The following is a 12,773-nucleotide window of genomic DNA, read 5'->3' on the forward strand; positions in this document are numbered from 1 at the left end:
GACGTACATCCGTACCCGTAGACGAGAGGGAGCTCTGTGCCCGAGGACCAGCAGTCCGACGCCGCACCGCAGGACGTACTCCACGCCGTCGAGAACGGCGTCTCCTGGATCACGCTCAACCGCCCGGCGGCGATGAACGCCGTCACCTGGGACCAGCGCGAGCACATCATGGCGCTGCTCGCCGCCGCCTCCGCCGATCCGGCGGTACGGGCGGTCGTGATCACGGCGACCGGCAAGGGGTTCTGCGCGGGGGCGGATCTGCGCGGATCGCCGGACTCCGGCGGCGCGGAGCGGGTGGCGGGCGATGTGGCCCGGATGATCCGCCAGGGCGCGCAGCGCTTCATCGCCTCGGTCATGGACTGCGAGAAGCCGGTGATCGCGGCCGTGAACGGCACGGCCGCGGGCATCGGCGCGCATCTGGCGCTGGCCTGCGATCTGGTCATCGCGGCCGAGTCGGCGAAGTTCATCGAGGTGTTCGTACGGCGCGGCCTGGTGCCCGACGGAGGCGGGGCGTATCTCCTCCCCCGCCTCATCGGACCGCAGCGGGCCAAGGAGCTGATGTTCTTCGGCGACTCGGTGCCGGCGGCGGAGGCGGAACGGCTCGGGCTCGTCAACAGGGTCGTACCGGCACAGGACTTGGAGAAGACGGCCCGCGAGTGGGCCGAGCGCCTGGCGCAGGGCCCGACGCGCGCGATCGCCCTGACCAAGCAGCTGGTGAACGCCTCGCTGGACTCCGACCGCGCCACGGCCTTCGCGGCGGAGGCGACGGCCCAGGAGATCAACATGACGACGCGGGACGCCAACGAGGGTGTGGCCAGCTTCGTGGAGCGGCGGTCGCCCTCGTACGAGGGGCGCTAGACCGGTCATCGCGGGCCGCGAACGCGCCAATCGGCCTGGCCCCGCCGATTCCGCCGGTAGCGCTCGTACGCCTCCCGAGCGTCGGGGACGCACTCCCGCTGCCGTACGAGCGAGGCGAGCTCCGCCTCGGTGAGCCAGGCGTGCCAGGCGACCTCGCGGGCGCTCTGCCGGACCGCTGTCGTGATGACCGCCTCGTGCAGCCCGAGCCAGTAGGGACTGATGGCCCCCGCGCAGAGGAACTTGAGCACGAAGCGCGGGGCCGTCCGGACGCCCAGCTCCTCCGCCAACTCCCCTGCCGCCGCCTGCTCATAGGTCTCACCGGCCTCCGCCGCGCCGCCCAGCATCCAGTTGTCCAGCATCCAGTTGTACCGGCCCGGAAAGCGGGACGCGTGCTCCGGGCGGCGGTGCACCAGGTAGCGACCGTCCTCGTCGCGGCACACGATCGTGGCCACGCGGTGCAGCCAGCCCCGACGGATCGCTTCGGTCCGGTCGACGACCCCGAGTGCTCGATCCTGCTCGTCGACCCTCTCCACCCGTTCACCCATGAGCGACACGATTCCAGGTCGCCGCAAACCCCCTGCACCCCTTCCAATCTGACGAAGCGTCAGCTTCAATAATCAGCGTGATGGGACACGCAGGGATGGCGGCCACCACCATCCGATACCTCAGGTCCACCGGCGCGCTTCCGGCCGCCGAACCCGTCGAAGCGCTGCCGCGCCCCGATCTACGGGCCGTAGGCGAGGACGAGCGAGGGCCGCTCGATCCGGCCGAGTTCCGCCGCGTCCTGGGGCACTTCGCCTCCAGCGTCACGGTCATCACGGCGACCACGCGCGACGGCAGTCCGGCCGGCTTCGCCTGCCAGTCCTTCGCCTCGCTCTCCCTCGACCCGCCGCTCGTCGCGTTCATGGTCGCGCGTACGTCCACGACCTGGCCGAAGATCGCCGAGGCGGGCTCGTTCTGCGTGAACATCCTGGGCGCGCACCAGGGCGAGCTGTGCCGCGGCTTCGCGGTGAGCGGCGCGGACAAGTTCGCGGGTGTCGCCTACGACGCCGCCCCCGTCTCGGGCGCGCCCCGCCTCGACGGCGCCCCGGCCTGGCTGGACTGCACGATCCACGCGGTCCACACGGGCGGCGACCACCTGATCGTGGTGGGCCGGGTGAACGCCCTGGACGCCACCCAGGACGGCGATCCGCTCCTTTTCCACCAGGGGAGGTTCGGGCAGTTCGTACGGTAGGCCCGGCCCTCACCGCCGTCGGCTCACGGGCGTACCGAAACTCACATGCCCCACCCCCTGCCCGCCGCCTACCGTGGCCCCCATGCCACGGACCACCTACCGCGAGATCCTCACCCGCCCCGTCCTGAGCTGGAGCGCGGTCGCCGTCGCGTCGCGGCTGCCGGTGGCGATGGCGCCGCTCGCGCTGGTGTTCCTCGTACGGGAGCGGCCCGGCGGGTACGCGCTCGGCGCGGTGCTCGCCGCCGTCTATGTGGTCGGGGAGATCGCGGGCGCCGCCGTACTCGGCACGAGGCTGCGCCCCGAGCGTGCCCGGCCCCAGCTCGCCCTCGGCCTCGCGGGCGGCGGCGCGGGGTTCCTGCTGCTCGGTCTCGCCCCGTCCGCGCACGCCGTGCTGCTCGGCGCGGGCGCCTTCGCCGCGGGGGCCGCGCCCGCCGGGGCTGCGGGCGGACTCAGGGCCCTGCTGCAGGCGATGGTCCCCGAACGGGCCGTGGCCCAGGCGATGAGCTTCGAGACCATCCTCAACTCCGTGATCTGGGCCGTCGCCCCGGTCACGGCGGCCTGGCTGGCGCTCGGCGCCGCCCCGTACGTACCGATGCTGCTCGCCACCGCCCTGGTGCTGCTCGCCGCGGCCGGCCTGTGGCTGCTGCCCGCCGGCTGGCACGCCGAGGAGGACACGGGCGACGGCGGCTCGAAGGCCCGGGTGCTCGCCCGCGCCTGGCCCGCGTACGTGATGGGCGCGGCCACCATGTGCCTGCTCGCCCTCGCCGAGATCGCCCTGCCCGCCCTGCTCGAACAGCGCGACTTCGGGGTGGGCCTCGCGGGCCCGCTGCTCGCCGCGTTCGCGGTGGCCTCCGGGGTCGGCGCGTTCGTCTACGGGCTGCGGGCCGCATGGCCCGGACGGCTCGCCACCCAGAGCGCGGTGCTGCTCGTCGGCGTCTCCGCCTGCGTCACGGTCGTCGCCGTGACGCCCTCCGTCGCCGCGATCGCGGTCGGTATGACGCTCGCCGGAGTGCTGCAGGCCGGCGCGCTGCTCACCCGCAACCTCGCCCTGCGCGCCACCCTGCCGCCGAGCGCGCTCGCCGCGGGCTACTCGGTCATGTACGCGGCGGTGGGCGCCGGTTACGCACTCTCCGGGAGCCTGGCCGGACTCCTGCTGAGCCTCACCACCGCGTCGAACGCGATCCTCGCGGGCATCGCGCTCACCCTCGCCCTCACCGCCGTCGGACTGTTCGGCGACCGCGCGGCCTCAGGCCACGGGACGCAGCCGAGCGTGGTCCGCGCGGAAGGTGCGCCGGTACGCGGTGGGTGTGACACCGAGCGCACCCATTAGATGCTGGCGCAGGGACTGGGCCGTGCCGAAGCCCGCGTCCCGCGCCACCTGGTCGACGGACAGGGCGCTGGTCTCCAGGAGATGGCAGGCCCGCTCGATCCGCTGCCTGGCCAGCCATTGACCGGGACTGACGCCCACCTCGTCACGGAAGCGCCGCGTGAACGTCCGTACCGACATGGCCTCCTGAGCCGCCATGTCCCGCAGCTGGATCGGCTCGTGCAGCCGCGCGAGCGCCCATGCGCGCGCCCGGCCCGTCGTCGCGGACTCCGGCTCGGGCACGGGCCGCTGGATGAACTGGGCCTGCCCGCCGTCCCGATGCGGCGGTACGACGGTGCGGCGGGCCACCTCGTTGGCGATCGCGGCTCCGTGGTCGCGGCGCACGATGTGCAGGCAGAGGTCGATACCGGCCGCGACACCGGCCGAGGTCAGCACCTCGCCGTCGTCGACGAAGAGCACGTCCGCGTCGACGGCGACGGAGGGGAAGAGCGCCTGGAAGTGCTCGGAGTGCCACCAGTGGGTGGTCGCGGGCCGGCCGTCCAGGTACCCGGCCGCGGCGAGCACATAACCGCCGGTGCAGATCGCGACGAGGCGGGTGCCGGGGCGGATATGGGCGAGTGCGGCGGCCAGTTCGGGCGTGAGCACGCCCCCCTCGTACACCGGCCCGAGCTCGTACGAGGCCGGGACGACGACGGTGTCCGCGGTGGCCAGGACCTCCGGACCGTGCTCGACGTGGATCGCGAAGTCGGCGTCGGTCTGCACGGGACCCGGCGGGCGGACGGAACAGGTGACGACCTCGTACAGCGGCGTCCCGTCGGGGCCGACGGGGCGGCCGAAGATCCGGTGGGGGATGCCGAGTTCGAAGGGGAGCAGACCGTCCAGGGCGAGGACGACGACGCGGTGCGGCTGATACGAGTCCGTGGCCATGGCCATGGCCCGATCCTATCGAAGGCTGTCCCTCGGGCCACTCGTTCCGCCGGGCCCCGCCCGCCAGGATGATCCCGTGACGCAGACATCCGACGCCGTACCGCAGCCCACTGAAACCGGGACCCAGGCCCCCACCCGCCCCACCCGCCCCGCCCCTCCCATCCACCGCGCCTGGTACGTCGCCGCCGTCGCCTTCGTGACGATCCTCGGCGCCGCCGCCTTCCGCTCGATGCCGGGTCTGCTCATCGAGCCGCTGCACGACGACTTCGGCTGGTCACGCGGCACCATCGGCCTCGCGGTCTCGGTGAACCTCGCCCTGTACGGGCTCACCGCACCCTTCGCCGCCGCCCTCATGGACCGCTTCGGCATCCGCAGGGTCGTCGCCGTGGCCCTGACGATGATCGCGCTCGGCTCGGGCCTGACCGTCTGGATGTCGAGCTCGCTCCAACTCATCCTGTACTGGGGCGTCCTGGTGGGCCTCGGCTCGGGTTCGATGGCCCTGGCCTTCGCCGCAACCGTCACCAACCGCTGGTTCACCACGAAGCGCGGCCTCGTCACGGGCATCCTCACCGCCGCCGGCGCCTCGGGCCAGCTGATCTTCCTGCCGCTGATCGCGTGGATGGTCGAGGACGGCACCTGGAAGCCCGCCTCCGTCACCGTCGCCCTCACCGCGCTGGCCGTGGTCCCCTTCGTCTGGCTGCTGCTCCGCGACCACCCGGCGGACATCGGCGCGAAGCCGTACGGCGCCGAGGAGTTCGTGCCCAAGCCCGCCCCCGCGCAAGGCGCGGCTCGGCGCGCGGTCAAGGTGCTGTTCTCGGCCGCGCGCACCGGCCCGTTCTGGCTGCTCGCCGGCACCTTCGCGATCTGCGGCGCGTCCACCAACGGCCTGATCCAGACCCACTTCGTGCCCGCCGCGCACGACCACGGCATGCCCGTGCAGGCCGCGGCATCGCTGCTCGCCGTGATCGGCATCTTCGACATCCTCGGCACGATCTTCTCGGGCTGGCTCACGGACCGCTTCGATTCCCGCCGCCTACTCGCCGTCTACTACGCGCTGCGCGGTGTCTCGCTGCTCTTCCTGCCGATCCTGCTCTCGGACTCGGTCCACCCGCCGATGATCTTCTTCATCGTCTTCTACGGTCTCGACTGGGTTGCCACCGTCCCGCCGACCATCGCGCTGTGCCGCGAGCACTACGGCGAGGACTCGGCGATCGTCTTCGGCTGGGTGCTCGCCTCGCACCAGGTGGGCGCCGCTCTGGTCGCCTTCCTCGGCGGTGTGGCCCGCGATGTCTTCGGCACGTACAACCCGGTCTGGTACATGTCGGGCGCCCTGTGCGCGGCGGCGGCCCTGATGGCCGTGGTGATCCGCAAGGGCCGGTCGGAGATCAGGATCGCGAAGTAGGGTCAACCGGCGGACAGCGACCGCCTGTTCGAGACAGGGAGCGGGGAACCCATGCAGCAGCAGCCGACCTTCATACTCGTCCACGGAGCCTTCGCGAACTCCTTCTCCTTCGCGCCCCTGCAGGCCGAACTCGGCCTGCTCGGCCACCGTTCGGCCGCCGTGGACCTGCCGGGCCACGGCTTCGCCGCCACGTACACGCGCGGCTACCAGGCCCCGCAGGACCCGGCGGACCTGGCCGCCGCGCCCAGTTCGGCCGCCGGCGTGACGCTCGCCGACAACGCCGCGCACCTGATCGCCGTCCTGGAGCGGGCCAAGGCGAACGGCCCGGTGGTGCTCGTCTCGCACAGCCGCGGCGGCATCACCGCGACGGCGGCGGCGAACGCGCGCCCAGACCTGATCGACCGCCTCGTGTACGTGTCGGCCTGGGCCCCGGTCGAGCTCGATGTGAACGACTACTACGCCGAGCCCGAGATGGCCGGTGTGGACCCGGGCGCGTTCGCGAGCGCCCTGGCCGCCAACCCCGCCGAACTCGGCGCCCTGCGCGTCAACTTCCGCACCGCGGACGAGGGTGCGCTCGCCGCCCTGAAGGCGGCGTTCTTCGCTGACGGCAGCGAGTCGCAGGTCCTGAACTTCCTCAACACCTTCCAGCCGGACGAGAACCTGGACGTCGGCACGTCCGCCGACCGCGCCCAGGCGGCGACGTGGGGCACGATCCCGAGGTCGTACATCCGCCTCGCGGACGACGCGTCCATGCCGATCGCCCTCCAGGACCGTCTGATCCGCGAGGGCGACGCCCTGACCCCCGGCAACCCGTACGACGTCCACACCGTCTCGGGCAGCCACCTCAAGTGGCTGGTGGAGCCGGCGGAGGCCGCGAAGGTGCTCGCCTCCCTGGCGTGAACCGCGGTGTGTGCGGGGTGGCCCCGGCCACCCCGCACACACGGCCGGTCAGAAGGTCAGCACCCCGCGGGCCACTCGCCCCCCGTGCAGATCGTCCGCCGCCTTCGCGAAGTCCTCGATCGGATACGTCGCCGTCACCAGCTCGTCGAGCAGCAGGCGGCCCTGCTGGTACAGGGACGCGTACAGCGGAATGTCGCGCTGCGGCCGCGAGGACCCGTAACGGCAGCCCAGGATCGACTTGTCCAGGAACATGGCGGCCGGCAGGAACGACGCCTCCACCTGCGCGCCGGTCATGCCGAGCAGCACCGCCTGGCCGTGCCGGTCGAGCAGTTCGACCGCCTGCCGGATGAGCTTCGGGTTGCCGACGCATTCGAAGACATGGTCCGCACCCGTGGGCAAGACCTCCCGTACGGCCTCCGAGGTGTCGTCCACGGCGGAGGCGTCGATGAAGTGCGTGGCCCCGAACTGCCGTGCCACATCGGCCTTCGCGGGGTTGGCGTCCACGGCGACGATGGCCGTCGCGCCCGCGATCCTGGCGCCCTGCAGCACATTGAGCCCGATGCCGCCCGCGCCGATCACGACCACCGAGTCGCCCCGGTCGACGCGCGCCCGGTTGAGCACCGCGCCCACGCCCGTCAGGACGCCGCATCCGATGAGGGCCGCGGACGTCAGCGGGATCTCCTTCGGGATCTTCACGGCCTGCACCGCCTTGACGACGGTCCGCTCGGCGAAGGAGGAGTTGGACGCGAACTGGAACAGCGGGTTCCCGCCGCGCGAGAACGGCTGCTTGGGCATCCCGATCGCCTTGCGGCACATCGTCGGACGGCCCCGGTCGCAGTCCGGGCAGGCACCGCAGTTGGCGAGGGTGGACAGGGAGACGTGATCGCCGGCGGCCACATGCGTGACGCCCGCGCCCACCGCCTCGACGACCCCCGCGCCCTCGTGCCCGAGGACCACCGGCACCGGGAAGGGGATGGTCCCGTCGACCACGGACATGTCGCTGTGGCACAGGCCCGCGGCCGCGATCGCGACCAGGACCTCCCCCGGCCCCGGGTCGCGTATCTCCAGGTCGTCGACCACCTGGGTCTGCTTGCCGTCGAAGACGACACCTCTCATCGGTCCCCTCCTTGGGATCCCTGTGGCGAACCCTTGTGCTGCTTGGGTTCCTTGGGCAGCCCGAGCACGCGCTCGGCGATGATGCCCCGCTGAATCTCGTCCGAGCCGCCGTAGATGGTGTCGGCGCGGGTGAACAGGAACAGCCGCTGCAGTGCGTCCAGTTCGTACGGCTTCTCCGCGGTCCAGTCGTACGGCCCGAGGGTCGCGAGCGTGCCGCGCACCTGCATCGCCAGCTCGCCGAGCCGCTGGTGCCAGCCGCCCCAGAGCAGCTTGGCGACGCTCGGCGCGCCCGGGTCGGGGGTGCCGCCCAGCGTCCGCAGCGCGTTCCAGCGCATGGTGCGCAGCTCGGCCCACTGCCGTACGAGCCGGTCCTTCAGTACGGGATCGCCGTCCACGGCGCCGCTGCGGGCGGCCTCGCGCACCACGCGGCCCAACTCCTCGGCGAAGCCGATCTGTTGGACGAGGGTGGACACGCCGCGCTCGAAGGCGAGCAGGCCCATGGCGACCTGCCAGCCGTTGCCCTCGCCGCCCACGACGTGCTCCGCGCGCGCGACGGCCCCGTCGAAGAACACCTCGTTGAACTCGCTCGTCCCCGTCAGCTGCGTGATCGGCCTGACCTCGATCCGGCCCGGCTGGTCCATGGGCACGAGCAGAAAGCTGATCCCCTTGTGCCGCGCGGAGCCGGCCTCGGTCCTCGCGAGCACGAAGCACCAGTCGGCGTCGTGGGCGAGGGAGGTCCAGATCTTCTGGCCCGTGATCCGGTACGTGCCGCCCTCGCGGACGGCCGTGGTCCTGAGCCCCGCCAGATCGGAGCCCGCGCCGGGCTCGCTGTAGCCCTGGCACCACATCTGCTCGCCGCGGGCGATGGCGGGCAGGAACTCCTCCTTCTGCTCCTTGCTCCCGTACGCGAGAAGGGTGGGCGCGAGCAGGTTCTCGCCGATGTGGCCGTAGCGGGCGGGGGCCTTGGCCCGGGCGTACTCCTCGGCCCACACGACCTGCTGCGTCAGGGTGCCGCTCCGGTTCCCGTACGGGCCTTTGCTCTTGTACGTGCTCGCCTCGGCGTCGGGGCCCCACCCGAGGCCCACCCAGCCGGCCGCGCCCAGCTCGCGCTCCCATGCGCGGCGCGGCGCGCTGCCCTCGTGTTCGCTGCCGGGGCCGCCACTGCCTCGCGCCTGCGCAAAGTCCCCGACGAGATGCGTCTCCAGCCACGCCCGCGCCTCGGCCCGGAACGCTTCGTCCTCGACCCCGAACTCGAAGTCCACGTGTGCCCTCCCATCTCACCGTTCCCCGGCATCCGAGCTTCGCTCGGATCTGCTCAAGCGCCGCAGGGGCTGAAGCTCAGCCCGGCCGGCGTTTGAGGCCGAGCGCGTTCAGCGCGAAAAGGGGGCCCGGGGGCGACCCCCGGTTTCGGGAAGGGGCGGGGCGGGGAGAAAGGCCCGCCGCAGGCGCACCACCCGCACCCCCACTCACCCGCGCACCCGCGCACCCGCGCACCCGGCCGAACCCCACCCGCAAGCCCAGCCGAACCCCGCCCAGACCCCTACGCGTTGGGCCGATCCTTCGCCGCCGCAGCCGCAGCCATCGCTTCCAGCTGCGCAAGCATCGGCATGGGATCCGTCCCCACCGTCCCCGGCAGAAAGTCAGCAATCCGCTCCGGCGTCCACGAGCCCTCCGCATACCCCGCCCGAAGCTCCCGCGGCTGCGCCCACACCGCGATCTTCGGCCCGGCGATCGTGTACACCTGCCCGGTGATCTTCTCCTCGCGGGCCCGGTCCGACAGGAGATACGTGACGAGCGCGGCCACGTCCTCGGCCGACCCGATCTCCTTCAGCTCCATCGGCACATTCGCCGACATCCGCGTCCGCGCGACGGGCGCGACCGCATTGGCGGTGACGCCGTACTTGTGCAGGCCGAGCGCCGCCGACCGTACGAGCGAGATGATCCCGCCCTTCGCGGCCGAGTAGTTGGCCTGCGCGACCGACCCCTGGTGGTTGCCGGAGGTGAAGCCGATCAGCGTGCCCGAACCCTGCTTGCGCATCACCGCGGACGCGGCGCGGAAGACCGTGAAGGTGCCCTTCAGGTGCGTGGCGACGACCGGGTCCCACTCCTCCTCGGACATGTTGAAGAGCATGCGTTCGCGCAGGATTCCGGCGACGCAGACGACCCCGTCGATCCGGCCGTACGAGGCCAGAGCGGTGTCGACGATCCGCTGGCCGCCGGCCATGGTCGAGATGTCGTCGGCCACCGCGACCGCCGAACCGCCCGCCGCCTCGATCTCCTTGACGACCTGCTCGGCGACCTCCGAGGAGGGCTCGCCGCCCTCGATCGACACCCCGTAGTCGTTGACGACGACCTTGGCGCCCTCGGCGGCGGCCGCGAGCGCGACCGCTCGGCCGATGCCGCGGCCTGCCCCGGTCACCGCTACGACCTTGCCTGCCAAGAAGTTCCCCACGTCGTGCCCCTTCCCGCGGTTTCTGACGGACCGTTAGATTCTAGGGGCCACGGGATACGAGAGCACAAGCCCCAGCAGGCAATGGAGTTGAGGAGAACCAGATGGGTCTGCCACCCGAGTTCCACGACATCGCCAAGCGCGTCAACAACTGGGGACGCTGGGGCGCCGACGACGAGATCGGCACCCTGAATCTGATCACCGATGAGGTGGTGAGGGCCGCGGCCGCGGAGATACGCAGTGGCCGGCGGGTGTCACTCGCACTGAACCTGCAGGACAACGGCGTGCAGACGGGCATGATCCCGGGCCGCGTGAACCCGATGCACACGATGGTGATGCTCAACTTCGAGATGTTCGGGCCGGATACGGTCGCCACCTCGGACGACGCCGTGACGATGGGCCTGCAGTGCGCCACGCACTGGGACGCCCTCACGCACGTCTCGCACTCCGGGAAGATCTACAACGGCCGCCCGGCCGGCTCCATCACGGCGCACGGCGGCGCGGAGTTCAGCGGGATCGAGAAGGCGGGGCACGTGGTCTCGCGCGGCGTCCTGCTCGACGTGGCGGCGGCGAAGGGCGTGGACCGGCTGCCCGGGGACCACGCGGTGACGCCCGAAGACCTGCAAGAGGCCGAGGAGTTCGGCGGGGTCACGGTGCGCGCCGGCGACATCGTCCTGGTCCGTACCGGACAGATGCAGCTCTATCTCCAGTCCGACAAGCACGGCTATGCGACGCCGTCACCCGGCCTGTCGATCCGTACGCCCGAATGGTTCCATGCCCGGGACGTCGCGGCGGTCGCGAACGACACGATGGTCTTCGAGATCTTCCCGCCCGAGATCGAGAACCTGTGGCTGGGCGTGCACGGGCTCCATCTGGTCGAAATGGGCATGATGCAGGGCCAGAACTGGAATCTCGAAGAACTGTCCACAGCCTGTGCACAAGAATCGCGGTACGCGTTCCTGCTCTCCGCGATGCCGGAACCTTTCGTCGGCGGCACGGGATGTCCGGTGGCCCCGGTGGCCGTCCTGTAAACAACTCGGCCCCTGAAGGGACCGAGCTTTTCGGCTGAGTCCTAGTGGAGGCTTCGCTTATGCTCCCGACTGCCCCCTACGACAGGGCGGTTACGGGTCACATCGCCTGACCCCTATACGGGGTCGGGTTGGGGCATGTTTACGAATACCCACGCCGAGCGCGCGCGTTCGCGCACGTTGACCCCGGCGACGTGGTCGGCGGGCCCAGCGAGGCCGCACCGACGACAGAAGAAGTGGTCCCGAGACGGGCGGTTGCCGCGCTCGGTGTGGCCGCAGCGCGGGCAGCGTTGCGAGGTGTAGGCCGGGTCCACCTCCAGGTACGGCACACCGGCACGGCGTGCCTTGTACTCCAGGAAGGAGCCGAGTTGGTGGAACGGACAGGAGGACTGTCGTGCTCGCTGGTCGCGTCGAACCGTGACCCGCTCACGGATGCCTTGGAGCTGTTCCAGGGCGATGCCGCGTTCGGTGCGTTGGGCGACAGCAACGACAGTCTTGGAGATCGCGTGGTTGACGTGGGCCGCGCGCCGGGATTCGCGGCGTGCCCGTTTCTTGAGGAGTTGTTTGGCCGAGCGGGTCTTCTTGGCCTGGAGTTCGGCCTTCTTGCGGGCCTGCCAACGGCGGTAGCGGTCCAGGCGGCGCCCGGAGTAGTTGTCGCCGTCCGAGGTGGTGGCGAGGTTGTTGATGCCCCGGTCCACACCGATCCAGCCCTTCGGTTCGTACACCTCGGGCTCGGGGAGGTCGAGGGTAGCGATCAGAAACCACATACCGTCACGGTGGATGAGATCGCTCTCCCCCCGGCGGTATTCGGCAAGTTGCTTGAGCGCGCCCGGCGAGCAAACGAACCGCAGGTTCTTCATCCGGCCGTCGAGTGTCCAGATGCTCACAGTCTGGGCGTCGTGGTTCCACGACAAGCACCGGTCATCAAACGTGTGCGCCGCATCCGGACGGAAGGCGATGGGCTTGGACTCTGCCTTACGCCGCCGCTTCGACGTCTCGAGGCCGAGATTCCCGGCCCGTAGGTTCGCCCGCAGCGTGGTATAGGCGTCCACGACACGCTTGATGACGTGTTGCGTGGCCTGCGCGCCGAGCCCACGAGCCTTCAGCTCGCTGTAGGCCATCGACCGAAGATCCTTCACCGAGCCCTTGAGCCCGTACGACGCGTACGAACCGGCAGAGACCTGGTTCGCGCATGCGTTGACCGTGTGCAGGGTGCGCTCAAGTACCGGTGCCTGTACGGCGTTCGGCATCAAGCGCACCTGCACGACCAGCTTCACGACACCCACCGTAAACAGCCGGTCATTCGAGCCATCCACTCGCACAGGAGTTCCACTCGATCAAGTGACGCCTTCGCCCGGGCATTCGAACCGCTTTCATGTGCCACGGCTCCGCCGTGCCAGCGTTCCGGGCGCTCCGCGCCCGACACGTCCGCAGCCGCGACGGTCCGCGTCGCACCCCCGGGATGCGATTTCTCCCGGGGCTGAACCCCCGGGGTTCCTCGCAAGATCAAGCTGAACTCGCCGGCCGGTGGG

At 71.1% G+C, this 12,773-nt stretch carries 12 protein-coding genes; 6 read left to right on the forward strand and 6 right to left on the reverse strand.

Features of this window, described 5'->3' with window-relative positions; all coding sequences use genetic code 11:
• Positions 1 to 36: 36 nt before the first annotated feature.
• Complete coding sequence (locus H9Y04_RS28035) at positions 37 to 858, forward strand: enoyl-CoA hydratase/isomerase family protein (RefSeq protein WP_187816853.1); 822 nt, start codon at positions 37 to 39, stop codon at positions 856 to 858.
• Positions 859 to 863: 5 nt separating this feature from the next.
• Here the strand turns inward: H9Y04_RS28035 and H9Y04_RS28040 are convergent, their stop codons facing one another.
• Entirely contained in the window at positions 864 to 1,403 is a 540-nt protein-coding gene (locus H9Y04_RS28040; protein ID WP_187816854.1) for an NUDIX hydrolase, read from the reverse strand.
• An 80-nt stretch (positions 1,404 to 1,483) separates the two neighbouring features.
• Here H9Y04_RS28040 and H9Y04_RS28045 point away from each other — a divergent pair, with 80 nt between their 5' ends.
• Together H9Y04_RS28045 and H9Y04_RS28050 are read left to right on the forward strand one after the other, a co-directional pair.
• Positions 1,484 to 2,092 carry a flavin reductase family protein gene (locus H9Y04_RS28045; RefSeq protein ID WP_187816855.1) on the forward strand — a complete coding sequence of 203 codons (609 nt, stop codon included), beginning with the start codon at positions 1,484 to 1,486 and terminating at the stop codon, positions 2,090 to 2,092.
• A gap of 82 nt (positions 2,093 to 2,174) precedes the next feature.
• Complete coding sequence (locus H9Y04_RS28050; RefSeq protein ID WP_187816856.1) at positions 2,175 to 3,422, forward strand: MFS transporter; 1,248 nt, start codon at positions 2,175 to 2,177, stop codon at positions 3,420 to 3,422.
• On the opposite strand, the gene H9Y04_RS28055 is transcribed toward H9Y04_RS28050, so the two are convergent.
• The gene (locus H9Y04_RS28055; RefSeq protein WP_187816857.1) at positions 3,339 to 4,352 is read right to left on the reverse strand and encodes a GlxA family transcriptional regulator; all 1,014 of its coding nucleotides are present in this window, start codon (positions 4,350 to 4,352) and stop codon (positions 3,339 to 3,341) included. The genes H9Y04_RS28050 and H9Y04_RS28055 overlap by 84 nt on opposite strands.
• A 70-nt stretch (positions 4,353 to 4,422) precedes the next feature.
• Here H9Y04_RS28055 and H9Y04_RS28060 point away from each other — a divergent pair, with 70 nt between their 5' ends.
• On the forward strand, positions 4,423 to 5,748 hold the full coding sequence (locus tag H9Y04_RS28060) for an MFS transporter (RefSeq protein WP_438818155.1): 1,326 nt from the start codon (positions 4,423 to 4,425) through the stop codon (positions 5,746 to 5,748).
• A 51-nt stretch (positions 5,749 to 5,799) separates the two neighbouring features.
• A complete protein-coding gene (locus H9Y04_RS28065; protein ID WP_187816858.1) occupies positions 5,800 to 6,648 on the forward strand; it encodes an alpha/beta fold hydrolase in 849 nt (282 codons plus the stop codon).
• A gap of 48 nt (positions 6,649 to 6,696) precedes the next feature.
• On the opposite strand, the gene H9Y04_RS28070 is transcribed toward H9Y04_RS28065, so the two are convergent.
• The 3 genes from H9Y04_RS28070 to H9Y04_RS28080 form a co-directional block, all read right to left on the reverse strand.
• Positions 6,697 to 7,764 (reverse strand): Zn-dependent alcohol dehydrogenase, encoded by a 1,068-nt coding sequence (locus tag H9Y04_RS28070; RefSeq protein ID WP_187816859.1) that lies wholly within the window; start codon positions 7,762 to 7,764, stop codon positions 6,697 to 6,699.
• Positions 7,761 to 9,026 carry an acyl-CoA dehydrogenase family protein gene (locus tag H9Y04_RS28075; RefSeq protein WP_187816860.1) on the reverse strand — a complete coding sequence of 422 codons (1,266 nt, stop codon included), beginning with the start codon at positions 9,024 to 9,026 and terminating at the stop codon, positions 7,761 to 7,763. The genes H9Y04_RS28070 and H9Y04_RS28075 overlap by 4 nt, the downstream gene beginning before the upstream one ends.
• A gap of 278 nt (positions 9,027 to 9,304) precedes the next feature.
• Positions 9,305 to 10,216, reverse strand: coding sequence for an SDR family NAD(P)-dependent oxidoreductase (locus H9Y04_RS28080; protein ID WP_187816861.1), 912 nt, complete (start codon positions 10,214 to 10,216; stop codon positions 9,305 to 9,307).
• Between the two features lie 101 nt (positions 10,217 to 10,317).
• Between H9Y04_RS28080 and H9Y04_RS28085 the strand changes: the two genes are divergently transcribed.
• Positions 10,318 to 11,244: a cyclase family protein gene (locus H9Y04_RS28085; RefSeq protein ID WP_187816862.1), complete on the forward strand. Its 927-nt coding sequence runs from the start codon at positions 10,318 to 10,320 to the stop codon at positions 11,242 to 11,244.
• 113 nt (positions 11,245 to 11,357) lie between these two features.
• Here the strand turns inward: H9Y04_RS28085 and H9Y04_RS28090 are convergent, their stop codons facing one another.
• Positions 11,358 to 12,491, reverse strand: coding sequence for an RNA-guided endonuclease InsQ/TnpB family protein (locus H9Y04_RS28090; protein WP_214661711.1), 1,134 nt, complete (start codon positions 12,489 to 12,491; stop codon positions 11,358 to 11,360).
• Positions 12,492 to 12,773: the final 282 nt, after the last annotated feature.

The organism is Streptomyces polyasparticus (assembly GCF_014493765.1).
Lineage (GTDB): Bacteria > Actinomycetota > Actinomycetes > Streptomycetales > Streptomycetaceae > Streptomyces > Streptomyces polyasparticus.